The following is a 25618-nucleotide window of genomic DNA, read 5'->3' on the forward strand; positions in this document are numbered from 1 at the left end:
GGGTTTTTTTTAAGGAGAAAAAATGGCTCACAATCCGCGGTTTTTAGCTTTGGTCGATGACTGTCGTCGTCGTATCAAAGAATGTGATGTGCATCAGGTAAAGCAGTGGCTCGACCAAGGTTTGGCTTTTCATTTGATTGATAATCGTGAACAGGACGAATGGCAGAAAAGCCGCATTCCGGGAGCTCAATACATGGGGCGAGGGATTTTGGAACGTGATATTGAGCAAGTGATTCCCGAGTTAGATAGTATGATTGTCATTTACTGTGGGGGCGGTTTTCGTTCGGCCTTAAGTGCCGATAATTTGGTCAAAATGGGGTATACCCAAGTCATCTCTATGGACGGCGGGATCCGCGGTTGGCGAGAAGCGAATTATCCCTTAGAGGAGTCATAAGATGTCAGCGCTTGCGACGACCATGATTTATGCCTTTGATGTTGCAGAACAGACTCATTATTACTTTGATCAAAGCGAAGCCAACCAGGCTTATGCGAAAGCTGAGTTAGCGGTGGAACACCCGGACTGGCGCGAGCCAATGACCGTTCTTGGAACTACTGGAAATCAAAGATGCACTGCTGGGCGAGTTTGTTAAGCGTATCGCTTTTTTGGAGCTGCAGTTAGAGCGTGTTGAGATGGGTAGTGATAGTTTTGATTTAGATGCTGATTAGACGCGCGAAATACTTTTCTTTCATTTCAGCTAAATAACCTTGGTTAAATCGCTTCGGTAAGGCTTAACCAAGTTATTATCTTATGTTACTGCTGCCTCCCTTGGCTTATTTTTACAATGTTGTACCGATACCTGCTTTAGCATTTATTACCGACATCGAGACTTTAATATTGTCAATTTATATTCATCTGGATTGTCGTTTTTAGAGCATTTTGTCTGTTTGAAGCTAATCCTCTTGCGAGTCCCACATTAAGCCTCAATCAATATCCTTTTGGTGGGGACCCGCATCCTATCGATGGCATTTTTATGATGTTGTTTTAAATACAAATTCTATATTTTTACGAAACACCACTTGAACTGTGCGCGAAATTCGCCACTGGCTTAGCATTTGCAATGAGCGAAGGGCTATTTGAGTACCTGGTTTATGTGTCTGAATGACTTGGCTGAGTACTGCTGGATAAGCGTTTTAGCTTAATCGCAATTGGAGCTGGATGTGGTCGTAAATGACTGTCATCTAGTATGTCGATCGCGTGATGACGCGCTGTGTTCTATCTGGAAGGGAGTCTAGGTATATTTTCACTCTCAGCCGGTAAGGGGCCGCTCATCACTGGTGACGATGGTCGCTTGGGGGCATCTAATTGGACTCAAATGAGCAGTCTTTTAATTACTTACAAGGAATGTTGTATGGCTACTGTGTATTTTTCTTCGCCGGTGATGCGTAAGAACAAGAAAGTAACGGCGGTTGCAGGTAAGCGTGATGCGTTGCTAGGTTTAGCGGAAGATCATGGGGTGAAAATTCCCCACGAATGTAAAGATGGGCGTTGTGGCTCATGTTTGGTGGAAGTGACCCATTTAGATGGTGATCATATTAAAGGTGCTATGTTGACAGATAAAGAACGGGAGGGGCTTAAGAGTATTGGTAAACTATCTGAAAAAGATGCTGAACGTGCATCTGTGAGCGATATGCCACCAAAGTATCGCTTAGCGTGTCAGGCGATAGTGACCGATGAAGATGTATTGGTGAAGTTCACCGGAGAACCAGGAGGAGCTTAGTGCTACTGATGCTGCTAAGCGATTTGGCAGTGGGTCGAACGGTTTGAAGGATATAAAAAAACCAGTTGTGATTAACAACTGGTTTTTATTGCTCGGATATGTGTTTAAGCTTTAATTGCATCGGTTAAATGAGGACGAATGCAAGCCAACATATGTTTGAGTACCTTGGGACTTGCACAAACGACATTACCGCTTTGGTAAAATTCAGTATTACCAACAAAGTCTGTCACTATTGCGCCAGCTTCACGAGCGATTAACTCTCCTGCGGCGATGTCCCAAGGTTTTAGGTTTAATTCGAAGAAACCATCGTGGCGGCCAGCAGCCACATAGGCAAGATCAAGCGCTGCCGAACCCGTGCGGCGAATATCGCTGCATTCGGCGAAAATTGCGGCGAACATCGGCAGATAACTTTCAATGTAGTGTTTGCGCTTAAACGGAAAGCCAGTAGCTATGAGGGTGTTTTCAAGATCTTTTGCTTTGTTTACCCGCAAGCGGTAGCCATTCAGTTGAGCACCTTTACCACGAGAGGCCGCGAATAACTCATTTCGCAGGGGATCATATACGACGCCGTGTTCGGTTTTACCGCGGACACGTAGTGCAATAGAAATGGAAAAGTGAGGAATTCCTTTGATAAAATTGGTGGTTCCATCCAATGGGTCGATGACCCACTGGTATTCATCATCCTTGCCTGTACTTACGCCGCTTTCTTCCGCAATGATCGAATGATCAGGGAAAGCGTTACGTAGCGTGTCGATAATCGTTTTTTCGGCCGCTTTATCAACATTCGTAACGTAGTCGTTAGCACCTTTAGTTGTTGTTTCTATTTTGTCTAACTGTGCGTAAGCTTGAGTTACGACTTTGCCTGCGTTTCGCGCAGCGCGAATCGCAATATTTAGCATAGCATGCATGAATTACCACCAATTTGTAGAAAGAACATTAAATAACCGCCGGATTATAGAGAATCACTGAAACAAACTCAATCGATTATAGACCGTGTTGGTGAACTTTTTCCAACAGAGCCGCTACTGGCTGCTCACACAGAGGCTATGTTACAATCGGCGGCATCAAATTTAGGGTGAAGTAATCATAATGTTGGAAAATGTTCGAGTGGTTTTAGTAGGCACCAGCCATAGTGGTAATATTGGTTCTGCAGCTAGAGCTATGAAAACCATGGGGATCAGTCAGTTATATTTAGTGGCCCCGCAAGCCGAAATTGATGGTAAGTCGGTGGCCTTATCCGCTGGGGCTTCAGATGTTCTGGGCGGTACCACTATCGTTGATGAATTAGCGGATGCCGTTGCCGATTGTCAGTTAGTCATTGGCGCAAGTGCTCGTTCTCGGACTTTAGATTGGCCAATGGTCGATGGACGAGAAGCCGGAGTTAAATTGGCAACAGAAGCACAGCAAGGTCAAGTGGCAATTGTATTTGGTCGAGAAAGTAGTGGCTTAAATAACACTGAGTTACAGCAGTGCCATTTTCATGTTTGTGTCCCAGCCAATCCCGAATACAGTTCTTTGAATTTGGCGATGGCAGTACAATTACTCAGTTATGAAGTAAGAATGGCTCATCTAGAATTACAAAATACCTATACTTCGAGCGATGTTGTTGTGGACTACCCGCATGCCGATGACTTAGAGCGATTTTATCAACATTTTGAGCAAAGTATCGCCGACAGTGGATTCATTATTAAGCCTCACCCCGGCAAGGTTATGGAGAAAGTGCGTCGAATGTTTAACCGCATTCGCATGGAAAAACAAGAGCTTAATGTGATGCGTGGCATTTTGACTTCGTTCGATAAACATATCCCTAAGTCTGAAAAATAAACCTGAGTAATGCATAGGGTTTTATACTTGACTAAAACAGTAGGGTATGAAAAGATTGTGCGCAAGTTCACGCGATAAATAGGTTGATTATGCGCTTAACGTCTAAGGGACGATATGCTGTTACAGCGATGCTAGACGTTGCTCTGCATATGGAAGATGGTCCGGTTTCTTTGGCTGATATTTCTGAGAGGCAAGGGATTTCTTTGTCTTATTTGGAACAGCTTTTTTCAAAGTTACGCAAACAAGGTTTAGTGAGCAGCGTGCGGGGTCCTGGCGGTGGTTATCGTTTAGGGATGGATGCCGATGACATTGCTGTTGGGATGGTGATCCATGCCGTGGATGAGTCGATTGATGCGACTCGTTGTTTAGGCACTGCTGACTGTAAAGGGGGGAAACCCTGTTTAACCCACTCGCTTTGGAATGATCTGAGTGAGCGTATCGCCGATTTTCTGGATAACATCAGTTTAGGTGGATTAATGCGAGAACGGCAAATCGCCAATCTGGCGCTTAGTCAAGACCAATCCAAACATGTTGATACCAATACCATACAAATTAGTTTATGAGGCTTGGCTTGCGCCGAGTTGTAATGGAGAACTTTAATGAAATTGCCAATTTATCTTGATTATTCAGCAACCACTCCCGTCGATCCTCGAGTTGCTGAAAAGATGATGCAGTACCTAAGTGTCGATGGCGTATACGGTAATCCCGCATCTCGTTCCCATCGATTTGGTTGGCAGGCTGAAGAGGCTGTCGATATTGCGCGTAACCAAGTCGCCGAACTGGTGAATGCCGACCCTCGTGAGATTGTGTTTACCTCTGGTGCGACCGAATCAAATAACCTTGCCATTAAAGGTGCTGCACACTTCTATAGTAAAAAGGGCAAGCACGTTATTACCTGTAAAACAGAACATAAGGCTGTGCTAGATACATGTCGTCAGCTAGAGCGAGAAGGTTTTGAGCTTACTTATCTAGAACCAGAAAGTAATGGCATTATTGATTTGTCGAAGTTAAACGATGCGATGCGTGATGACACGGTATTAGTCAGCATCATGCATGTTAATAATGAAATCGGTGTTATTCAAGACATTCAGGCCATTGGTGAGTTGTGCCGTTCTCGTAAGATTTTATTCCATGTTGATGCGGCCCAAAGTGCGGGTAAAATTGACATTAACCTGCAAGCTTTACCAGTGGATATGATGTCTTTTTCGGCGCATAAGGTTTATGGACCAAAGGGCATTGGTGCCTTGTATGTTCAACGTAAACCACGGATCCGCTTAGAAGCACAAATGCATGGCGGTGGTCATGAACGTGGTATGCGCTCAGGCACCTTACCAACTCATCAAATAGTCGGTATGGGGGAAGCGTTTGCGATTGCCAAACGAGAAATGGCTAAAGATGAAGAACATCTTCATGCACTAAGAGACCGTTTCTGGGCTGGTATTAAAGATATCGAAGAAACCTACATCAACGGTGATTTTGAGCAGCGAGTGGTTGGTAACTTAAACGTGAGTTTTGCGTATGTAGAAGGCGAATCATTGATTATGGCCTTGAAAGATTTGGCGGTATCTTCAGGTTCAGCATGTACTTCAGCAAGCTTAGAGCCCTCTTATGTACTTCGAGCGCTAGGCCTTGATGATGAATTAGCCCACAGCTCGATTCGTTTTTCCTTTGGCCGTTTCACGACCGAAGAAGAAATAGATTATGCAGTGAAAGTAATTAATGAAGGAATTGGGCGTCTCCGCGATATGTCTCCACTTTGGGACATGTTTAAAGACGGAGTAGACCTGAGTCAGGTCGAGTGGGCACACCACTAAGCACAATCATTAACGGATTTGGAGAAATATCATGGCTTATAGTGAAAAGGTAATCGATCATTACGAAAACCCAAGAAATGTTGGTGCTTTCGAAGACAAAGAGGACAATCATATCGGTACAGGTATGGTTGGGGCACCTGCTTGTGGTGACGTGATGAAACTACAATTAAAAGTGAGTGATAGTGGTATTATTGAAGACGCGCGTTTCAAAACTTATGGCTGTGGTTCAGCGATTGCGTCAAGCTCATTGGTAACAGAGTGGGTAAAGGGCAAAAGTTTAGCTGAAGCAGAAACGCTGAAGAATACTGATATCGCAGAAGAGTTAGCCTTACCGCCAGTGAAAATCCACTGTTCTATTTTAGCGGAAGATGCTATCAAAGCGGCGATAGCCGATTATAAAAAGAAAAACGCTTAATCGATAAAGGAGCCAGTATGGCTGTATCATTAACCGAAGCTGCAGCAAGCCACGTGAGTCAGTTCTTGGGTAATCGAGGTGTCGGTAAAGGGGTGCGCTTAGGCGTGAAAACCTCAGGATGTTCAGGAATGGCTTACATTTTGGAGTTTGTTGACCAGTTAGCTGAAGACGACAAAGTTTTCCAAAGCCATGGCGTGAATGTGATTGTTGACGAAAAGAGCTTACTTTACATTGATGGCACTGAATTGGATTTTGTTAAAGAAGGCTTAAATGAAGGCTTTGTATTTAATAATCCCAATATATCCGGAGAATGTGGCTGCGGAGAGAGCTTTAGCGTTTAAATGGAATACGCTATGAATTATTTCGAAATATTCTCTCTAAAGCCTTCAAATCAGCTAGACCTGCAAGGTTTAGCTGCTTGTTATAGAGAGCTACAACAGAAGTTTCATCCCGATAAGTTTGTGGTTGATGACGCTGAAGCGCAAGCCCTTGCAATGCAACGGGCGACTCAAATTAACGATGCTTATCAAACCTTAAAAGACCCTTTATTGCGGGCACAATATTTGTTGAGTTTGCAGGGCGTTGAAATAGCGGGTGAGCAACAAACCATTAATGACATTGAGTTTTTGATGAGTCAGATTGAACTGCGTGAGCAGTTAGCTGAAATTGAAACTGTCAGTGATCCCGAAAAAGCCATCGAAGATTTAAGTAAGTTACTGAAACAAAAGCGAAGTGACTTGAGCTTGAGCTTTGAAAAAGCCTACAATGAGCAGAATTTTGAGTTGGCGGCCGATCTGGTACGTAAACTTAAGTTTTTTGCACGTTTGCAACAACAGTTGCTACAACTCGAAGAAAAGATCCTAGATTATTAGTCACTATGGCATTACTACAAATTGCAGAGCCTGGGCAATCGGCTGTTCCTCATCAACATAAGTTAGCCGTAGGCATTGACTTAGGTACCACAAACTCATTAGTTGCAACTGTTCGCAGTGGTAAAGCGCTGACTTTAGCCGACCATGCCGGAGATATTTTATTACCTTCGGTAGTGCGGTATCTGACGAGTAGCGTTGAGGTGGGTAAGTTGGCAAAAGCTCAAGCCGTCACCGACCCGTATAACACCATTACTTCAGTTAAGCGTTTATTAGGTAAAAGTTTGGCAGAGGTAGAGCAACAAGCTTTACCTTATCACTTTGCCGAGTCTAGTTCTCCCCAGTTACAAACGGTGGCTGGTGTGGTTGATCCGGTGCAAGTCTCCGCGGAAATTTTGAAGTCGCTGGCGCAACGCGCACGAGAATCGCTGCAAGGCGAACCCGATGGGGTGGTGATTACGGTTCCAGCCTATTTTGATGATGCCCAGCGTCAGGGCACAAAAGACGCTGCACAGCTTGCCGGTTTACATGTTCTGCGCTTATTGAATGAACCCACCGCCGCCGCAATTGCTTATGGTTTGGATAGCGGTGATGAAGGCATTATTGCGATCTATGATTTAGGTGGCGGTACTTTTGATATTTCTATCTTACGTTTATCGCAAGGGGTATTTCAGGTCTTGGCGACTGGAGGCGATTCAGCGCTTGGCGGGGATGATTTTGATGATGCCTTAGTCGAATGGATCGCTAGCCAAGCTGGGATAACTCAGCTTAGATCGGCGCAGCTGCAACGTGAATTATCACGGATTGCCAATCAACTAAAAATAACTTTAAGTGATCAGTCGGAAGCAGAAGTTTGTTTGCAGATTGAAGGGCTCAACTGGCAGGGAATACTGCGCCGTGAGCAATTTGATGATCTAATTAGTGAGCTGGTGAAACGCACCATTCGCGCCTGTCGCCGTGCCTTACGTGACGCCGAGGTTGAGCTTGAGGAGGTCAGCAATGTGGTGATGGTTGGTGGTTCCACTCGAGTCCCTAAAGTACGGGGTGAGGTGGCTAATTTCTTTGGTAGAACACCCCTGACCAATATCGATCCCGATCAAGTCGTTGCCATTGGTGCTGCGATTCAGGCGGACACTTTGGTGGGCAATAAAAAAGATGACGAGTTATTGTTATTGGACGTAACGCCTTTATCTTTAGGGATAGAAACGATGGGGGGCTTAGTGGAGAAAGTTATTCCGCGTAATACCACCATTCCGGTTGCCCGAGCGCAGGAGTTTACTACCTTTAAAGATGGCCAAACTGCGATGGCAGTACATGTTGTGCAGGGCGAGCGTGAACTGGTTGATGATTGCCGTTCATTAGCTAAATTTAACTTAAAAGGGATCCCGCCTTTAGCCGCTGGTGCGGCACACATTCGGGTGACTTTTCAAGTGGATGCCGATGGCCTGTTATCCGTTACAGCGATGGAGAAATCGACCGGGGTTCAATCTTCGGTGGAGGTGAAACCATCTTATGGCTTGGAAGACGAACAAGTCGTTAAAATGCTCAAAGACTCTGTGAGTCATGCCAAACATGACTTATCGATGCGTATGCTACGAGAACAACAGGTGGAAGCGGCTCGTTTTATTGAAGATATGAGTGCCGCTTTAAGCGAAAGCGGCGAGCGCTTGTTGAATGATGATGAACGACAACAAATACAAGTAGCGATGCAGCACTTACAAGTCGTGGCCCAAAAAGAAGATGTTGCAAATATAGAACAGGCAATTAAACAGCTTGACAGTATTAGCCAAGATTTTGCTGCAAGACGTATGAATGATTCGATTAAACAGGCCTTAACTGGCCAGCAAGTAGACAGGATTTAGTATGCCTAAAGTAATTTTCTTGCCCAATCCGGACTTGTGTCCAGAAGGGGCGGTTGTAGAAGCCAAGTCAGGTGAAACGGTATTAGACGTTGCGCTGCGTGATGGTATTGATATTGAGCATGCTTGTGAGAAATCCTGCGCCTGTACTACCTGTCATGTAATTGTGCGTGAAGGTTTTGATTCTCTCGACGAAAGTGACGAGTTAGAAGATGACATGCTGGATAAGGCATGGGGTCTTGAGCCAGAATCTCGACTCGGTTGTCAGGCCGTTGTGGCCGATGAAGACCTTGTGGTTGAAATCCCTAAATACACCATTAATATGGTATCTGAACAACACTAAGGAGTCGCTTATGGGATTACGATGGATAGATACGCAAGATATTGCGATAGCGCTAGCCGAACGCTTTCCCGAGCAAGATCCGAAACAAGTGAGGTTCACCGATTTACATCAGTGGGTTTGTCAGCTAGAAGATTTTGCTGATGAGCCTCAACATAGCAACGAGCGTATATTGGAAGCGATCATTTTAGCTTGGATGGAAGAGCTAGATTAATACCTATTTGAGGTCAATCTCTGATCTGTTTGCGGGTTAAAATCGATAATAACGACCTTATAAATTTTGTAATTAGAACCAGCAATTACTTCAATTTCTGCTTTGTTACTCCCGATGTTCCGGAAGCTATGATTTGATCATTGTCTTGTCTAGTTTGCTATTTGTATCACCGCAATGGCTTGTTGTCAGATAAATAAATGAGGAAGTATAGATGACCACCGTGTTGGACGTTGTATTATGCGCGAAAGCCGCTCCTGCTCAATGGGGCAATAAAGCATTAATTAGTTTCACTGCAGATCAAGTTATCGTTCATGTCGTTTCAGAAGGCTCGACAAGGCTTCAAGATATTCAAAAAGCCGCGCGTCGCTTAGATGCCCAAGGTTTAAAACACTTGGCACTGATTGGTGACTCGTGGGATCTGGAAGCATGCTGGGCATTCTATCAAGGTTATTATAATGCTAAGCAGGACAATCAATTAGGTGTCGCGGTGCTAAGTGAGCAAGCGCAACATCAGTTTGAAGCTTTAAAAGCAGCAGCTGATTGGACGCGTGCAGTGATTAATCTTGGCCCCGCTGATATTTACCCACAAAGTTTGTGTGATTCTGCGATTGCATTTTTAACTGAGTTGGCACCGAAGCATATTAGCTACCGGATCATTACCGGTGAAGACTTGCTGGAGCAAGGTTGGGTTGGAACTTACACTGTAGGCAAGGGCAGTTGTCAGGCTCCGGCAATGTTGCAGCTTGATTACAATCCGAGTGGCGATGACGATGAACCGGTCGCGGTTGCTTTGGTGGGGAAAGGTATCACCTTCGATTCCGGTGGTTACAGCATTAAGCCTTCCGATGGCATGTCGGTAATGAAGAGCGATATGGGAGGCGCTGCCACCGTAACTGGTGGCCTAGGGCTGGCTATTGCTCAGGGCTTGAATAAACGAGTCAAACTATTTTTGTGCTGTGCTGAAAACTTAGTGTCCAGTAAAGCTTATAAATTAGGCGATGTGATTAATTATAAAAATGGTGTGAGTGTTGAAGTCTTAAACACTGATGCTGAGGGACGTTTAGTTCTCGCAGATGGTTTAATTGCTGCAAGTGAAGTGAAGCCTGGTAAGATCATCGATGCCGCAACCCTTACTGGTGCTGCTAAAATGGCCTTAGGGCGTGATTATAATGCGGTATTTGGTTTTGATAAAAACTTGGTTGAGCAAGCCTTAGTTGCGGCGAAGGCAGAAGCTGAAATGGCCTGGGCATTGCCACTTGAAGATTTTCATAAGCAACAAATAAGCTCATCTTTTGCTGATATCGCGAATGTTTCTTCTGGTGAAGGGATGGCTGGGGCTTCAACTGCGGCAGCTTTTCTTGCCTATTTCGTAAAGAATGCAGATCAGAATTGGTTACACTTTGATCTATCTGGTTGTTATCAGAAATCGGCTAATAGTCTATGGGCGACTGGTGCTAAAGGCCATGGGATCCGTACTATTGCACGCTTGTTAACTGAGTAGAGCTAACTTATTATCATTGGAGTTGTTTAGCTTTCGAAGCGATTTTTTTGCGATGACGTTTCATTTAAATGAGATTGACTCGAAGAACTGTAACTATCGACATTAATGATGAGCTAACGCTACATGAATAAGCGAAAGTTGATGACGAAAGATAAACAGCCTCTAGAGGTGCTATTAATAAATTTTGCAATGGAGCTGATAAATGGCCTTAGAACGGACTTTTTCTATACTTAAACCCGATGTGGTGGCGAAGAATGCGATTGGTGCAGTTTATGCGCGGATGGAAGCTGCAGGCTTGCGTTTAGTTGCTGCAAAAATGTTGCATTTGACTGAACAGCAAGCGGCTGGTTTTTATGCCGAACATGAGGGACGGCCTTTTTATCAACCACTCATTGATTTTATGACATCCGGACCCATCATGGTACAAGTACTAGAAGGAGAGAATGCAGTGCAGGGCTACCGTGAGTTATTGGGTGCGACCAATCCCGCTGAGGCTGCCGCGGGCACTTTACGTCACGATTTTGGGACTGGCATGCCACCAAACGGAACTCATGGTTCCGACTCACCTGAATCGGCGGCAAGAGAAATCGCTTATTTCTTTGATGATAACGAAATTTGTCCAAGATAAAACGAAAGAGGCTAAGGCCTCTTTTTTAATGGAATGTTACAGGGCGTTTTATCAATATGCCCCAAGCTTAAGGATTAGCGATATTCGCTGGTAATGTGCTGTCATTATTTGTACAATTCGGCGCTTTTTTAATGGTCTGTCGTGGAGTTAGGCGATGAGTGAGACAAAAACAAATTTACTTGATTTTAACCGAGAAGGGCTGCGTCGTTTTTTCGCTGAATTAGGGGAAAAACCATTTCGTGCCGATCAAGTAATGAAGTGGATCTATCACTTTGGTGTAGATAACTTCGACCAAATGAACAATATCAATAAAACTTTGCGTGAAAAACTAAACAAAGTTGCTGAGATAAAAGCGCCGGAAATTAGTACCGAACAGCGTAGCGCTGATGGCACTATTAAATGGGCGATGTTGGTGGCAGGGCAAGAAATTGAAACGGTCTATATTCCTGAGGGTGATAGAGCGACGCTGTGTGTATCTTCGCAAGTAGGTTGTGCTTTAGAATGTACTTTTTGCTCCACTGGACAGCAAGGTTTCAATCGTAATTTAAAAGTCTCTGATATTATTGGTCAAGTGTGGCGAGCAGCGCAAGTGATCGGACACAAAGGTGTTGAAGGGAAACGGCCAATTACTAATGTAGTGATGATGGGCATGGGCGAACCATTGTTAAATTTATCCAATCTAGTTCCCGCGCTGGAATTAATGCTAGATGATAACGGCTATGGCCTAAGTAAACGTCGGGTTACAGTGAGTACTTCTGGCGTGGTACCTGCCTTAGATAAGCTAGGTGATCAGCTTGATGTTGCGTTAGCCATTTCCTTGCATGCCCCTAACGATAAGCTCCGCAGTGAAATTATGCCGATCAATGATAAGTATAATATTGAAGCATTTCTGGCGAGTGTTAAGCGCTATATCGGTAAGTCAAATGCCAACCGTGGCAAGGTTACAGTGGAGTATGTTTTATTGAATCAAGTGAATGACTCAATGGAACAAGCGCATGAATTAGCGGCCTTATTGCGCGACACACCCTGTAAAATTAATTTAATTCCTTTTAACCCTTATCCGGGCTCACCGTTTACTAAACCGAGCAATAGTCGTGTCGATCGGTTTAGCAAAGTCTTGATGGAATATGGCTCTACCGTGGTCGTGCGAAAGACTCGCGGCGATGATATCGATGCTGCCTGTGGGCAATTGGCGGGTGATGTTGTCGACAGAACCAAAAGAAGCATGAGAAAACGGATGCAACAGCAAGAAATTTCAGTCACAATTCAATAACTAAGCTTATCGAAGGATGAATATGAAACGCTGGCTGTTTTTGCTAATACTAATGTTTTCGGTGACTGCTTGTGTTACTGAAACACGGGTAAATGGCCAAGAAGTTAACAATGACAATCGACAGCTAGATAAAGAAGCCGCGGCTAAAACTCGTATTAGTTTAGCGTTACGTTACTTGCAGGCGGGTGATGCCGAACAGGCTAAGAGAAATTTAGAGTTAGCTCAACAGCTCGCGCCTAATTCGGTTGATGTATATGTGGCTCAAGCCCACTTCTATCAGCAGGTTCGCCAACCGGAGCGGGCCATCAGTGCCTATAAAAAAGCGCGCTCAATTGCCCCAAATAATGGAGACGTATTAAATAATTACGGTGTGATGCTATGTAAGCAGCAAGACTACGTGGAAGCGGATAAACTGTTTAAAAAAGCACTCGCAAATCCTGAGTATGTGCAAGTGGCTGGCACCAATGAAAATGCCGGTTTGTGCGCATTAAGTGCGGGGCATATCGATGATGCCTTAGCGTATTTCTCGAATGCCTTAGCCTATAATATTCGTCGCCCAGCGTCCTTATTAGGGACGGTTGAGATTTACTTACAAAAAAATAAACCAGAGCAGGCGCGAATATATTTGCAACGGTATGATAGTATGGCTGAAACCACTGCCGAAAGTGCATTTGCTTGGGTTCGTCTCGAAAATGCCGCAGATAACTTTGCCGAAGAAGCGCGTTGGGGCCTTACCTTGCAACAACAATTTCCGAAATCAGAACAGACAAAACGATATATAGCTAATGACTACTAAAGCAGAATTAGAGCCTACCGAGCTTAGCGAGGATATTGAAGTGCTTAGCCCAGGCCAAATGTTACAGGAAGCGCGGGTTGTGGCCGAATTAAGCCAACAACAGGTGGCGGATCGTTTAAAATTACGGATTCAAGTGGTGATTGATATTGAAGCGGATAGCTTTGACAGCGGTCTATCCACAACGTTTATCAAAGGCTATTTACGCGGCTATGCCCGGCTGGTTAATTTATCTGAAGATCTTGTCTTATCTAGCTATCAGCATTTAAACGCTGCGCAAGAACAACGCACCGAAATGCAAAGTTTTTCTAAGCGAATTAAGCAGGAAACCCATGATAGCCGATTAATGAAGTTCACCTACTTAGTGGCGTTAGGGATTGTTGCACTGTTGGTCATTTGGTGGCTACAAGAAAAGCAACTCGATCCGGTGTTTGGCTCATTGAGTTCTGAAAGTGCCAGCGTCGTTGAGCCAGCTGAATCAAATCATGTCGCTATCGAGCCAAGTAGCGTTGATGCTGAGCGAACATCAGAGATCCCAGCACCATCGGAATCGCAAGCCGAAGAGAGCGGTGAGCCGTCAGGGGCTGATGCGTCAGTGACGGTTGTTAAGCAAGACACGTTAGTCTCGGAACCAAGCCCTAAACTTAGCGAGACCAATCAGCTCGCGGAAAAAGAGGATGTGGTGGTAGCGGCTAAGCCTAGCTCAGAGGCGCAAGTGCCGGCAGTGCCAGTCCCCCCGCTGAAGACTTTAGTCATGAATTTTGAAAATGAATGCTGGGTGGAAGTTCGGGACGCAAACGGTAAACGTTTAGTTGCTGCGATTAAGAAACCGGGTGATAGCTTGAAACTTAGCGGTGTTGCACCTTACAGTATTGTTTTGGGGACGGCTGCTGGTGTGAACATTCACTATGGACAAGACAAAATAGACCTTTCTTCATTTAAGCGCGGTAAAGTCGTGCGTATGAATATCCCTCAATAATTAATAAAGACCTTCGAGTATTATGAACCAGCCAAGTCCAATAAAACGTCGTAAATCAACGCAGATTATGGTGGGCAATGTTCCGGTCGGTGGCGATGCCCCGATTTCGGTTCAGTCGATGACTAATACCCGCACCACTGATGTTGATGCAACGGTTGCTCAAATTAATCGTATTGCAGCGGTAGGTGCCGATATCGTGCGTGTTTCGGTACCAACTATGGAGGCTGCAGAAGCGTTTAAGTTGATTAAACAGCGAGTATCGGTCCCACTGGTTGCCGATATTCATTTTGATTATAGAATTGCCCTTAAAGTCGCTGAGTATGGGGTTGATTGTTTACGAATTAACCCCGGTAACATTGGTAACGAGCAGCGTATACGGGCGGTTGTCGATGTAGCTAAAGATCGTAAAATTCCGATCCGGATCGGTGTGAACGGCGGCTCCTTAGAAAAAGATATTCAAGAGAAATATGGTGAGCCAACACCAGAAGCATTGGTTGAATCGGCGATGCGCCATGTGGATATTCTCGACCGATTAAATTTCGATCAATTTAAGGTGAGTGTCAAAGCCTCCGATGTGTTTCTTGCGGTTGGCGCTTATCAAGGCTTAGCGTCTCGCATTGATCAGCCTTTGCATTTAGGGATCACCGAAGCTGGTGGTATGCGCAGTGGCTCTGTGAAGTCGGCCGTGGGCTTAGGTATGTTGTTGGCGCAAGGGATTGGCGATACGCTACGGGTCTCGTTGGCTGCCGATCCAGTTGAAGAGATTAAAGTTGGTTTTGATATTCTTAAATCGCTGCGGATCCGCTCTCGTGGTATTAACTTTATTGCCTGTCCTAGTTGTTCTCGTCAAGAATTTGATGTGATTGCTACGGTCAATGCATTAGAGCAACGCTTAGAAGATGTGGTTACGCCGATGGATGTATCAATTATTGGCTGTGTGGTGAATGGGCCCGGCGAAGCCCTTATTTCTGATCTTGGTATTACAGGTGGTCATAAAAAAAGTGGCTTCTATCAAGATGGGACTCGCCAAAAAGAGCGTTTTGACAATGATAATTTGGTGGATGCGCTCGAAGCAAAAATTCGGGCTCGGATCCCCGTCAAAGATATCAGCGGTCGCTAAACGGCAAACAAATTTACCTATTGAGCGAAAGCCCCTATAATCGAGGGCTTTTAGTAGTGATTACCTGTTTTATTCGAGATTAATGTGGCTAAACAAATACAAGCAATACGAGGCATGAATGACTGCTTGCCTAGCGACACACCCGCCTGGCAAAAAGTAGAGTCGGTGATTCGTGAGGTGGTGGCTGCTTATGGTTATAACGAAATTAGAATGCCAGTTGTTGAAAGTACTGAACTGTTCAAACGTTCCATCGGTGAAGTGACCGATATCGTTGAAAAGGAAATGTATACTTTTGACGATCGCAATGGTGATAGTTTAACACTGCGCCCAGAAGGCACAGCCTGTTGCGTCAGAGCCGGCAATCAAGCGGGTTTATTATATAACCAAGAACAGCGGCTGTGGTATATGGGGCCAATGTTCCGCCATGAACGCCCACAAAAAGGTCGTTATCGTCAGTTCCATCAAGCGGGTGTTGAAGCCTTTGGCATGGCTTCGGCGGATATCGATGCTGAAGTTATTTTACTTTCGGCTCGTTTTTGGAAGGCTTTTGGTCTAGAAAAGCATGTTAGTTTGCAGCTGAATAGTTTGGGCTCAAATGAAGCTCGTGCTAATTATCGCGATGCTTTAATTGCTTATTTGGAAGCGCATAAAGAAGTGCTTGATGAAGACGCAAAACGGCGTATGTACGATAACCCGCTCAGGGTATTGGACAGTAAAAATCCACAGGTACAAGCGGCCTTAGTCAATGCCCCAAGTTTGGCTGAGTATTTGGATCCTGAAAGCCAAGCTCATTTTCAACAGCTTTGTGCCTTGCTCGATAATGCAGGTATTGCTTATCAATTGAATCCACGTTTGGTCCGTGGCTTAGATTATTATAATCGCACCGTATTTGAATGGGTCACTGATAGCCTTGGTTCACAAGGAACTGTTTGTGCAGGGGGCCGTTACGACGGTCTGGTTGAACAATTAGGTGGTAAACCGACGCCCGCGGTGGGTTTTGCTATGGGCATAGAACGATTGGTATTGATGCTCGAAACCTTAGATCTATTAGGTGATTTACCATCGAGTGCTGATGTTTATGTGATCAATGCTGGAGAAGCAACGCTTGGTGCGGCATTTTCATTAGCTGAACAATTAAGAGATGCGTTACCCTCAGTGCGAGTCATGAGTCACTGCGGTGGTGGTAACTTTAAGAAACAGTTTAAGCGTGCAGATAAATCCGGGGCGAGAGTGGCGCTGATCATCGGTGATGATGAGTTGGCTAATCATCAGGTTACCGTGAAATATTTACGTCAAGATATTCAACAGCAGTGCATCGCTCAAGACGAGCTGGTAGCCTTGCTTAACACAGTATTAGCATAGTTAAGGAGATACCGTGGAAATATACTCCACTGAGGAACAGCAAGTTCAAGCCATCAAAGACTGGTGGAAGAAAAATGGTACATCAGTCATTGGTGGCTCCGTTCTAGGCTTAGCTGCCGTATTTGGTTGGCGCTACTACGGTGATTATCAAGTCGCGCAACAAGACGCAGCCTCTGATGCTTATCAACAAGTTGTTACTCAAGTGGCGAGTAATTCCGATGAGCTTAGCTCATTAGTGAGTTACGTAGCCGATGAAAAAGGAAATAACTACGCGGTGTTTGCGTCGTTATTATTAGCCAAAGAGTTGGTCGCAAAAGAAGATTTTGCGCAGGCCGAAGAGCAGCTTAAATTGGCTTTAGCGGGAGCTCCAGAAGAGTTAAAAGGGATGATTTATGCTCGGTTGGCGCGGGTGCAAGCTCAGCAACAGTCTTTCGATGATGCCCTTGCAAGTCTCGCCTTAATTAATGAGCCAGCCTTAAGCGCAACGGTTGAGTTAATTAAAGGGGATATCTATTTACAGAAAGGTGAACCTGAATTGGCGCGTCAAGCTTATCAAGCTGCAGTTGCGGCTGGTGCCAGTGAACAAGATCCTAGTGTCAACTTGAAATTGAATGATTTAACACAAGCCGAGGCTGCGAATGGCTAAAGCATGGCGCGGTGCTAGCTTGGCCTTGTTGTTACTTGGGTTGTCTGCATGTTCTTTGTTTAATTCTGAAGAAGATGTGGTGCAAATGTCACCAGTGCCTGAGTTTAGTAATCAGTTTAAGGTAACAAAGCAATGGGAAGTTCGAGTCGGTAGTGGTGTTGCAGAGTATTATTCTGCTTTATCGCCAGTGGTCGCCTACGACTCTGTTTTTGCAGCTGCACGCTACGGTGAAGTGCATGCCTTTGATCTTAATGGCAAGTCCCTATGGAAAATCGACTTATCTAAGCTGGAAAGTAATAATCAATTTTCTGGTAATACTCCTAACGCCCGTATTTCGGGAGGCTTAACGGCCGCTTATCAGCGGATTTATCTGGGGACCGAGAACGCCGACGTGGTGGCTTTAGATGCCCAGACTGGTGAGATAGTTTGGCAAGTTAAAGTTGCTGGTGAAGTATTAGCGAAGCCAGCCGTTGAGGATAGTATTGTGGTGGTGATGACCAGTAATGGTCATTTGATTGCATTGGATGCACACAGCGGTGAGCAAAAATGGGACACCAAGATAGATCAACCCGCTTTGTCATTGCGTAGTAAAGCCCCACCGCTGATCTCCAGTGGTGCGATTATCCTTGGCCGGAGTGATGGTAAAGTTGGTTTATATTTACTGGAAAACGGGCAGTTGATCTTTGACACGAAGTTGGCTCAACCAAAAGGTTCCACTGAAATCGACCGCATTGTTGATGTTGGTAGTAAGCCGATATTGATTGATTCGCAGCTCTATGCTGTGGCCTATAACGGTAATTTAGTTTCGGTGAACTTACGTAGTGGCGAAGAGCACTGGAAACGCAGTTACTCCGCTTATCAAAATATTGCCTCCGCTGGTTTAAGCTTGTTTGTTACGGATGCTAGCGATACGGTCTATAGTTTAGAACGTAATAATGGTGTTGAAAACTGGGCACAATCGGGTTTAGCGTACCGTATTGTTACCGCACCAGCGATAGACGGTGATCAAGTCTTAGTGGGTGATAGTGAAGGTTATTTATACTGGTTAAATCGTGAGACTGGTGAATTTATGAGTAAGCAGTTGTTAGATAGTAGCGGCTTATACGTCGCACCTGTGGTAACCTCCGATAAAATTATTGTTCAAACACGAAATGGTAAGCTAATTGCGCTAAATCGCAGTTAAATTGTTATAATTGTGTATAAAAGGCTCATGGTGAAATCATCATGAGCCTTTGTCATCTCATCTATTCTAAAAAAGAGGCCCTTATGCTTCCTGTTGTTGCCTTAGTGGGACGTCCTAACGTCGGCAAATCTACATTATTTAATCGCCTTACACGCAGTAGGGATGCACTGGTTGCCGATTTCCCAGGGTTGACTCGTGACCGTAAATACGGCCAAGCAAAAGTGGCTGAGCAAGAGTTCATCGTGATCGATACTGGTGGTATTGATGGGGATGAAGAAGGTATCGATGCGATGATGGCGCAGCAATCGTTGCAGGCCATCGAAGAAGCTGATGCGGTACTGTTTTTAGTGGATGCTCGGGCTGGAATGACAATCGCCGATGAAGCGATTGCTCACCATTTGCGTAGACAAGATAAAAAAGTATTTTTGGTCGCCAACAAAACTGACGGTATCGATGCAGATACGGCTTGTGGTGAATTTTATGCTTTAGCCTTGGGCGACGTGCATCATATTGCCGCGGCACATGGTCGTGGGGTTAATATCTTGCTGGAAGAAGCCTTGCGTCCTTTTGTGACCGAACAACATGCGCAACAAGCGCTAGAAGGTGAAGATACCGAACTCGATTTAGACAATGAATTGAGTGAAACTGAGCTCGATCAGTTAGCTCAGCAGTTTGCTGATATGCCTATTAAATTAGCGATTGTCGGCCGACCTAACGTCGGTAAGTCAACACTGACCAACCGAATTTTAGGTGAAGAGCGGGTCGTCGTTTACGATATGCCGGGCACTACGCGTGATAGCATCTATATCCCGATGCAACGTGAAGACCAAGATTATATTTTGATCGATACTGCTGGCGTGCGTAAGCGTGGCAAGGTGACCGAGACGGTTGAAAAATTTTCGGTGATTAAAACCTTGAAAGCCATTGAAGATGCCAATGTAGTGATGTTGGTCATTGACGCACAATCGGGGATTTCTGATCAAGATTTAAGTCTGCTAGGTTTTGTGCTTAATGCGGGGCGCGCGCTGGTTTTAGCGGTCAATAAATGGGATGGATTAGATAACGACCATAAGGAGCGAATTAAGAGTGAATTAGATCGCCGATTAGGGTTTATTGACTTTGCTCGAGTGCACTTCATTTCTGCATTGCATGGAACAGGCGTCGGCCACCTATATGAATCGGTACAAGAGGCTTATAGCAGCGCCACCAAACGTGTTTCAACTTCTTTACTGACTCGTATCATGCAGATGGCACAAGATGATCACCAACCTCCATTGGTTCGCGGTCGTCGAGTTAAGTTGCGTTATGCGCATGCGGGTGGATATAACCCACCAAGAATTGTGGTCCATGGTAATCAAGTGAACTCCTTACCTGATTCTTATAAACGTTACTTAATGAATTATTATCGTAAGGCGCTAGAGATTATGGGAACGCCGATCCGTGTAGAATTTAAGGAAGGCGAAAATCCATTTTCTGATAAAAAGTCAAAATTGACTTTGGCACAAGAGCGTCGCCGTAAAAAAATGCAAAGCGTGAGTAAATATAAAAAATAGCTGGAGTGAGTCATGAGTCATGAAATCGCTTGTCCTGAATGTGACGGTGAGTTAATCCCTGAACATGAACATTGGTTATGTGTTGCTTGCCATCACCGATATTTACAACGGGTCCATTGCGATAAATGTGATGCAGAATTGGAAATACTGAAAGCTTGCGGTGCGGTGGATTATTTCTGTAAGCACTGTAATGAACTAAAGTCCAAAAAGGCGATGATTCAGCGCTTTGAACGCTGTGAATAAACGAAAGGCGGTTTTTACCGCCTTTTTTATATCGTTAAATACCCGCTATGTTTGCTATGAGGTGCGTTTGGCGATGCTATGTAAAATATTTGACCATTGTTGGTAGATCATAAAATGCCCTTGTTTAGGGATGACTTTTAGTTGAGCATTTGGTACCGATGTTGCGAATCGTTCGGCGAGAACTAAAGGAATATGCCGATCAACTTCGCCATGCCATAAGCTTGTCGGAATTTGAATATCGGCAATATTAAAGCCCCAGTCTTTCATGACTCGTTGTACTTCATCAGAAAATGCGCTGCCACCCTGTATTTTGGCTTCTTTGAGGTAACGCGTAAATTTGTCTCGAAACTGCGGGCTATTAAATAACTCGACATCGGCTCCGTCCAAATCTTTGGCTAATACTTTAAACAGCTTATTCGGATCTTTGTGTAAACCTTTTTCTAAGATATTGGTAAATAGTCGGTGCATGCTGGGAAAGTCACGCGCCAATTTCATATGCATTCGGTATAGCTTGGCGGTGGCTTGATAGTCACTATCTAAAACTAGTGCATCACCAGAACTCACCATGGTGAGATGGCTAATTTTACTCGGTATTTTGGCGGCGCAACAGGCTGCGTATACTCCTCCGGTGGCATAGCCAAGTAACTCAACTTGATCAATATTTAGGTATTCGAGCAAGGCACAGAGATCTTCAGACCATTGCACAAAACTATAATTTGGATGGTAGTCGGAGCCGCCAAAACCAGGTCGATCGATGGTGATTAAACGCAGCCCGAGCTGCTTTGCTAAGTCTTGTTCATCGAAGAAGTTCTCTAAGCGACTGCCTAGAATGCTATGGCAGTAAATTACCGGTGTCCCTTTGTCGCTACCAAATTCTTGATAACATAAGCGGCGTTGATCTGGCAGGGTAAAAAACAAGGTTTGATTACTAGAGTTATGCTCGTCTAACGGGAGTAAAGCTCTACTATTTTGCGATAACATTCCCCAAGGTCCAGTAAGTACCAAGCTGGCTAACTCGCTTTGACTACTGACCCCTGTTTTTTTAAAAACCGATTTTAGCTGAGTTCGAACGGTGTTATAGCTGACGTAAATTTTGTCGGCAATATCGGATGGAGACATTCCTTGGGCAATGTAGTTTACAATCCGTGCTTCTTTTGGACTTAAGCTATAGCCTTCGGCAAAAGCGCGTAAATCTAGCTCAATATCCGGCCGTGAGGGCGAGATAAATACCACCACACTGGCATTGCGCTCCAAGGCAGGGTTTTGTAAATGATCGACAGGACTTAAGATCACCATCGTTTGAGCTGTACTTTGATTATCGATTTGGATCGGTAGCCCGCGACTACTTGACTCTCCTGGCCCCAAATTTGATAACTCTGTGACATATTGTTTCAGTAACGCTGTTGATTTGCTTTGCTGTGTGGTTAAGGTTCTGCCTTGTTGATAAAGCCCCTGCTTTAACTGAAGAGTCTCTTCGGCGAGTTCATTGGTTAATAATATTTCGTTTTGGGCATTGACTAAGATCACACCCACAGGAATGTGGTCTAACAGCGAATTTAATGAATGATTTTTTTCTTCCAGCTTATAGATGCGCTTGGCGATGTTTAACGCTTGGTTGAAGTGCTCTAGTAGCAACTGATTGCGTTCTGAATGATGGGTTTGTTCCATCAATAGGGTTGGAGAGACGGCGTTTAGCATTTGGCTTAATTTGGCTGATGAGTTGTCGTGCTCAGTTTCAACTTGAGTTCGTTGAATCTCAGGCATCATATACAGCTGTTCAAGCAGGTCTGGCCAATATTCGGGTTCTGCCGCTGCTCGGTAGATCATGCCGATTAACTGTTCCCGATTATCGACGAAGGTTAGCTCGAGTTCCTTGGTGCTATCCAGAGATTTCATATTTTTACTGCTAATTTACTTGTATTACAATTAATTGATTATATGCGATTGGCATACACTTTGCGTCTTCTTGGGTTTAGATGCTGAGTTTATTTATAGCAAAAATTTCGGCGTCTAGTTTAGCCCCTTTAATTTTAAGATAGTTTTACAAAAAAACACATCAAATTTAACGCTTCACTCATAAGTTGTGAAGCGTACGAAAGATTGTCGATAAGATTAGAGTTTGTTGATTTGTAATGATTATTTTTTCATTGGTTTGTGACTTGTGGGGTAAATTGTTCATATAAAGTGTACCTCTCTAAAACAAAGTAGACCCTGTAGCATCAAGTGTCACAAGCGCTGAAAAAAAGGATTCGCTAAAGCATTTTACTCTTTATTGAGTGGGTTTGCTTGGCGAAATATCTCTGGTTGCGTTGTAAGCTCGCTCCACGAACATGATTTGCTACAAGAGGTTAGCTGTGTTTAAGAACTGATGTTTGCTTTTCGTTGTCCATCGACAAATTGCAGCGTGACTTCGTCTCCAACTTGTAATTCGGCGGCATGATGCACGAGTTGTTGTTTATGACTTACCATTGTAAAACCTCGTTCTAAAACCCGCAGTGGGCTTAGGGCATCTAATTGTCGAGTTTTGGCGATGAGTTGTTGTTGATAACGGGCTTGTTGCTGCGTGATTATTTGTGACATATTTTTTAATAAGTTATCGAATTGATTTGCTTGCTGTGTGAGTTGTGCAGGAAGTTGGCTTTCGATAATGGCTCGACTGACTCTGTTATATCGGTAGTTAGCCTGCGCTAAGCTGCTAGACATCGCGCGCTCCAAGCGTAGTGATAGATGGTCAAACCGTTGTTGTTGTTGTTGCAATACGTGCTCAGGGGATTGTGCATAAATGCGCTGTTGTAAATTTGTCAGTTGCCATTGCTGTTGTTTCAGCAGCTGAGAATAGCGGTTGTTTAGCTGTTGGTTGAGATAGCTTAATCTTTGCTCGATGTGGCTAGCCTGTTGGCTGACGATTTCCGCTGCAGCAGAAGGGGTTGCCGCTCGTACATCGGCAACTAGATCGCTGATACTATGATCAATCTCGTGGCCAACCGCCGAAATGATGGGCAGGTTAGAGTTAAATATGCAATTGGCTAACCGTTCATCATTGAAGGCGGATAAATCTTCTTTAGAACCACCCCCACGGCCAACAATCAACAAATCAACTTCCTGACGTTGATTCGCTCGTTCGATCATGGCGCAAATTTGAATGGCTGCTTGTTCGCCTTGCACTGCTGCTGGGTAGACGATGACTTTGATGGCTGGTGCTCGTCGAGCCAGTACCGACAAAATGTCCTGTAAGGCGGCCCCTGATGCGGAACTTACCACTCCAACCGTTGACGGATACTCCGGTAGTGCTTGTTTAGCTGCTTCGGCAAATAAGCCTTGGGCGGCGAGCTTATACTTTAATTGCTCAAATGCTTGCTGGATGGCGCCATCCCCGGCGGGATGAATGGCTTCAATGATTAACTGGTAATCCCCTCGAGGCTCATACATGGTGATGTTGGCTTTCACTAGCACCTGCATTCCAGACTCGGGCTTAAAAAGTACTTTGCGATTGGTATTTTTAAACATGGCACAACGGACCTGCGACCGTGAGTCCTTCAGGTTGAAGTACCAATGCCCTGAAAATGGCGCTGAAAAGTTAGATATTTCACCTTCCAACCAAACTGTCCCCAAACAACGCTCTAGTAAACGTCTAACTTCCTGGTTTAATTGACTTACGCTGAAGACATTTTGGGTGATTTGATTCGCTTGCATCAGCGCTCTCGTGGGTAAATTGAAAATAATGTAAGAAAATAACATTTTTCAATTTACCTTGACTAGCTTTATACCTATAATCCGTCCGCAATATTTTCCCGTTTATTAACTGATTTAGGCGAATGTTGCTATGCTGAGAATTTCCAAAGAAGCCTTAACCTTCGATGATGTACTACTACTTCCTGCACACTCTGAAGTACTCCCTAACACTGCCAGTTTGGCCACTCGTCTAACTAAAGATATCAATTTAAATATTCCGATGGTTTCTGCGGCCATGGATACTGTTACTGAGGCGAGTTTTGCGATCGCTTTAGCTCAGGAAGGTGGCATTGGCTTCATTCATAAAAATATGAGTATCGAACAACAAGCCAATGAAGTGCGTCGCGTGAAAAAATTCGAAGCTGGGATTGTGCTTGAGCCGATTACGGTGACGCCAGACTTAACTTTGGGGCAGATTGCGAAGTTACGCCAAACTCACGGTTTTGCTGGCTTCCCCGTGGTGACAGAAGCTAATGACTTAGTTGGTATTGTCACAGGACGTGATTTACGTTTCGAAACCGATTTTTCTAAAACAGTTTCGCAGGTGATGACCCCGAAAGAACGTTTGGTAACCACTACCGATACTTCCCGTGAAGTGGTTGAAAAGCTAATGCACGAACACCGTATTGAGAAAATGTTGGTGGTTGACGATGCCTTTAAACTCACAGGTTTAATCACCGTAAAAGATTTTAAAAAAGCAGAGCGTAAGCCGAACGCTTGTAAAGACAGCTTTGGCCGCTTGCGTGTTGGTGCTGCTGTTGGCGCTGGTGCTGGCAACGAAGAGCGGGTTGATGCGCTGGTAGAAGCAGGGGTCGATGTCTTATTGATCGATTCATCTCACGGGCATTCGCAAGGAGTGCTTGATCGCATTAAGGCCACTCATGATAAATACCCTGACTTACAGATTGTTGGTGGTAACGTTGCCACTGCCGCTGGTGCGATAGCCCTCGCGGATGCTGGTGTTAGTGCAGTAAAGGTGGGGATTGGCCCAGGTTCAATTTGTACAACACGTATTGTTACTGGTGTGGGTGTCCCACAAATTACCGCGGTAGCTGATGCGGTGGAAGCGCTTAAAGGTCGTGATATTCCGGTGATCGCCGATGGTGGTATTCGTTTCTCTGGTGATATTGCGAAAGCCCTGGTCGCCGGTGCATCTTGTGTGATGGTGGGTAGTATGTTTGCTGGCACCGAAGAAGCGCCTGGAGAAATTGAACTTTATCAGGGGCGTTCGTTTAAATCTTACCGCGGTATGGGCTCTTTAGGTGCAATGTCTCAGGGTTCATCAGACCGTTATTTCCAAACCGATAATGCGGCAGATAAATTGGTGCCCGAAGGGATTGAAGGTCGGGTGGCTTACAAAGGTCCAGTGAAAGCGATTATTCACCAGCAAATGGGTGGTTTGCGCTCTTGTATGGGGCTGACTGGCTGCGCCACTATCACCGAACTGAATACCAAAGCCGAATTTGTTCGGGTGACCAGTGCCGGAATGGGCGAAAGTCATGTCCATGATGTGACCATTACTAAAGAAGCACCAAACTACCGTATGGGGTAG

27 protein-coding genes are annotated in these 25618 nt (G+C 44.8%); 24 read left to right on the plus strand and 3 right to left on the minus strand.

Annotated elements, in window-relative coordinates; all coding sequences use genetic code 11:
- The first annotated feature begins 22 nt into the window (after positions 1 to 22).
- From ACRRSW_RS07090 to ACRRSW_RS07100, 3 genes are all read left to right on the plus strand, one after another.
- Positions 23 to 394, plus strand: a complete 372-nt coding sequence (locus ACRRSW_RS07090; protein WP_432453904.1) for a rhodanese-like domain-containing protein — start codon at positions 23 to 25, stop codon at positions 392 to 394.
- A 1-nt stretch (position 395) separates the two neighbouring features.
- Positions 396 to 590 (plus strand): hypothetical protein, encoded by a 195-nt coding sequence (locus ACRRSW_RS07095; RefSeq protein WP_432458982.1) that lies wholly within the window; start codon positions 396 to 398, stop codon positions 588 to 590.
- A 759-nt stretch (positions 591 to 1349) separates the two neighbouring features.
- On the plus strand, positions 1350 to 1718 hold the full coding sequence (locus ACRRSW_RS07100) for a 2Fe-2S iron-sulfur cluster-binding protein (RefSeq protein WP_432453902.1): 369 nt from the start codon (positions 1350 to 1352) through the stop codon (positions 1716 to 1718).
- Positions 1719 to 1822: 104 nt separating this feature from the next.
- On the opposite strand, the gene suhB is transcribed toward ACRRSW_RS07100, so the two are convergent.
- Positions 1823 to 2626, minus strand: a complete 804-nt coding sequence (gene suhB, locus ACRRSW_RS07105; RefSeq protein ID WP_432453901.1) for an inositol-1-monophosphatase — start codon at positions 2624 to 2626, stop codon at positions 1823 to 1825.
- Positions 2627 to 2807: 181 nt separating this feature from the next.
- Here suhB and trmJ point away from each other — a divergent pair, with 181 nt between their 5' ends.
- From trmJ to ACRRSW_RS07205, 20 genes are all read left to right on the plus strand, one after another.
- A complete protein-coding gene (gene trmJ, locus ACRRSW_RS07110; RefSeq protein ID WP_432458983.1) occupies positions 2808 to 3542 on the plus strand; it encodes a tRNA (cytosine(32)/uridine(32)-2'-O)-methyltransferase TrmJ in 735 nt (244 codons plus the stop codon).
- Between the two features lie 89 nt (positions 3543 to 3631).
- Positions 3632 to 4105, plus strand: coding sequence for a Fe-S cluster assembly transcriptional regulator IscR (gene iscR, locus ACRRSW_RS07115; protein ID WP_432453899.1), 474 nt, complete (start codon positions 3632 to 3634; stop codon positions 4103 to 4105).
- 36 nt (positions 4106 to 4141) lie between these two features.
- The gene (locus ACRRSW_RS07120) at positions 4142 to 5356 is read left to right on the plus strand and encodes an IscS subfamily cysteine desulfurase (protein ID WP_432453898.1); all 1215 of its coding nucleotides are present in this window, start codon (positions 4142 to 4144) and stop codon (positions 5354 to 5356) included.
- Positions 5357 to 5387: 31 nt separating this feature from the next.
- Positions 5388 to 5771 (plus strand): Fe-S cluster assembly scaffold IscU, encoded by a 384-nt coding sequence (iscU, locus tag ACRRSW_RS07125; RefSeq protein ID WP_432453897.1) that lies wholly within the window; start codon positions 5388 to 5390, stop codon positions 5769 to 5771.
- A gap of 17 nt (positions 5772 to 5788) precedes the next feature.
- The gene (gene iscA, locus ACRRSW_RS07130) at positions 5789 to 6112 is read left to right on the plus strand and encodes an iron-sulfur cluster assembly protein IscA (RefSeq protein WP_432453896.1); all 324 of its coding nucleotides are present in this window, start codon (positions 5789 to 5791) and stop codon (positions 6110 to 6112) included.
- Positions 6113 to 6124: 12 nt separating this feature from the next.
- Entirely contained in the window at positions 6125 to 6643 is a 519-nt protein-coding gene (hscB, locus tag ACRRSW_RS07135) for a co-chaperone HscB (RefSeq protein WP_432458984.1), read from the plus strand.
- Between the two features lie 5 nt (positions 6644 to 6648).
- Positions 6649 to 8502 carry a Fe-S protein assembly chaperone HscA gene (hscA, locus tag ACRRSW_RS07140; protein WP_432453894.1) on the plus strand — a complete coding sequence of 618 codons (1854 nt, stop codon included), beginning with the start codon at positions 6649 to 6651 and terminating at the stop codon, positions 8500 to 8502.
- Between the two features lies 1 nt (position 8503).
- Positions 8504 to 8842, plus strand: a complete 339-nt coding sequence (gene fdx, locus ACRRSW_RS07145) for an ISC system 2Fe-2S type ferredoxin (RefSeq protein ID WP_432453893.1) — start codon at positions 8504 to 8506, stop codon at positions 8840 to 8842.
- Positions 8843 to 8852: 10 nt separating this feature from the next.
- Entirely contained in the window at positions 8853 to 9053 is a 201-nt protein-coding gene (gene iscX, locus ACRRSW_RS07150) for a Fe-S cluster assembly protein IscX (RefSeq protein ID WP_432453892.1), read from the plus strand.
- Positions 9054 to 9264: 211 nt separating this feature from the next.
- The gene (gene pepB, locus ACRRSW_RS07155) at positions 9265 to 10554 is read left to right on the plus strand and encodes an aminopeptidase PepB (RefSeq protein WP_432458985.1); all 1290 of its coding nucleotides are present in this window, start codon (positions 9265 to 9267) and stop codon (positions 10552 to 10554) included.
- A gap of 202 nt (positions 10555 to 10756) precedes the next feature.
- Positions 10757 to 11182, plus strand: a complete 426-nt coding sequence (ndk, locus tag ACRRSW_RS07160; protein ID WP_432453890.1) for a nucleoside-diphosphate kinase — start codon at positions 10757 to 10759, stop codon at positions 11180 to 11182.
- Positions 11183 to 11336: 154 nt separating this feature from the next.
- Positions 11337 to 12455, plus strand: coding sequence for a bifunctional tRNA (adenosine(37)-C2)-methyltransferase TrmG/ribosomal RNA large subunit methyltransferase RlmN (locus ACRRSW_RS07165; RefSeq protein WP_432453889.1), 1119 nt, complete (start codon positions 11337 to 11339; stop codon positions 12453 to 12455).
- Between the two features lie 22 nt (positions 12456 to 12477).
- Entirely contained in the window at positions 12478 to 13251 is a 774-nt protein-coding gene (gene pilW, locus ACRRSW_RS07170; RefSeq protein ID WP_432453888.1) for a type IV pilus biogenesis/stability protein PilW, read from the plus strand.
- Positions 13241 to 14227, plus strand: a complete 987-nt coding sequence (gene rodZ, locus ACRRSW_RS07175; protein WP_432458986.1) for a cytoskeleton protein RodZ — start codon at positions 13241 to 13243, stop codon at positions 14225 to 14227. Before pilW ends, rodZ begins: the two co-directional genes overlap by 11 nt.
- Before the next feature lie 22 nt (positions 14228 to 14249).
- Positions 14250 to 15347, plus strand: coding sequence for a flavodoxin-dependent (E)-4-hydroxy-3-methylbut-2-enyl-diphosphate synthase (gene ispG / locus ACRRSW_RS07180; protein ID WP_432453886.1), 1098 nt, complete (start codon positions 14250 to 14252; stop codon positions 15345 to 15347).
- Positions 15348 to 15431: 84 nt separating this feature from the next.
- Complete coding sequence (hisS, locus tag ACRRSW_RS07185) at positions 15432 to 16709, plus strand: histidine--tRNA ligase (protein ID WP_432453885.1); 1278 nt, start codon at positions 15432 to 15434, stop codon at positions 16707 to 16709.
- A 13-nt stretch (positions 16710 to 16722) separates the two neighbouring features.
- The gene (locus ACRRSW_RS07190) at positions 16723 to 17355 is read left to right on the plus strand and encodes a YfgM family protein (RefSeq protein WP_432453884.1); all 633 of its coding nucleotides are present in this window, start codon (positions 16723 to 16725) and stop codon (positions 17353 to 17355) included.
- Positions 17348 to 18538, plus strand: a complete 1191-nt coding sequence (bamB, locus tag ACRRSW_RS07195) for an outer membrane protein assembly factor BamB (protein ID WP_432453883.1) — start codon at positions 17348 to 17350, stop codon at positions 18536 to 18538. The genes ACRRSW_RS07190 and bamB overlap by 8 nt, the downstream gene beginning before the upstream one ends.
- An 83-nt stretch (positions 18539 to 18621) precedes the next feature.
- Positions 18622 to 20091 carry a ribosome biogenesis GTPase Der gene (gene der / locus ACRRSW_RS07200; protein ID WP_432453882.1) on the plus strand — a complete coding sequence of 490 codons (1470 nt, stop codon included), beginning with the start codon at positions 18622 to 18624 and terminating at the stop codon, positions 20089 to 20091.
- Positions 20092 to 20103: 12 nt separating this feature from the next.
- Positions 20104 to 20334 carry a zinc ribbon domain-containing protein gene (locus ACRRSW_RS07205; protein ID WP_432453881.1) on the plus strand — a complete coding sequence of 77 codons (231 nt, stop codon included), beginning with the start codon at positions 20104 to 20106 and terminating at the stop codon, positions 20332 to 20334.
- Positions 20335 to 20388: 54 nt separating this feature from the next.
- Here the strand turns inward: ACRRSW_RS07205 and ACRRSW_RS07210 are convergent, their stop codons facing one another.
- Together ACRRSW_RS07210 and xseA are read right to left on the minus strand one after the other, a co-directional pair.
- A complete protein-coding gene (locus ACRRSW_RS07210; protein WP_432453880.1) occupies positions 20389 to 22230 on the minus strand; it encodes an alpha/beta fold hydrolase in 1842 nt (613 codons plus the stop codon).
- Positions 22231 to 22692: 462 nt separating this feature from the next.
- Positions 22693 to 24072, minus strand: coding sequence for an exodeoxyribonuclease VII large subunit (gene xseA, locus ACRRSW_RS07215; RefSeq protein ID WP_432453879.1), 1380 nt, complete (start codon positions 24070 to 24072; stop codon positions 22693 to 22695).
- Positions 24073 to 24157: 85 nt separating this feature from the next.
- On the opposite strand from xseA, the gene guaB reads away from it, so the two are divergent.
- Positions 24158 to 25618 carry an IMP dehydrogenase gene (guaB, locus tag ACRRSW_RS07220; protein ID WP_432453878.1) on the plus strand — a complete coding sequence of 487 codons (1461 nt, stop codon included), beginning with the start codon at positions 24158 to 24160 and terminating at the stop codon, positions 25616 to 25618.

It is taken from the genome of Agarivorans sp. QJM3NY_25 (assembly GCF_050870875.2).
Taxonomy (GTDB): Bacteria; Pseudomonadota; Gammaproteobacteria; order Enterobacterales; family Celerinatantimonadaceae; genus Agarivorans.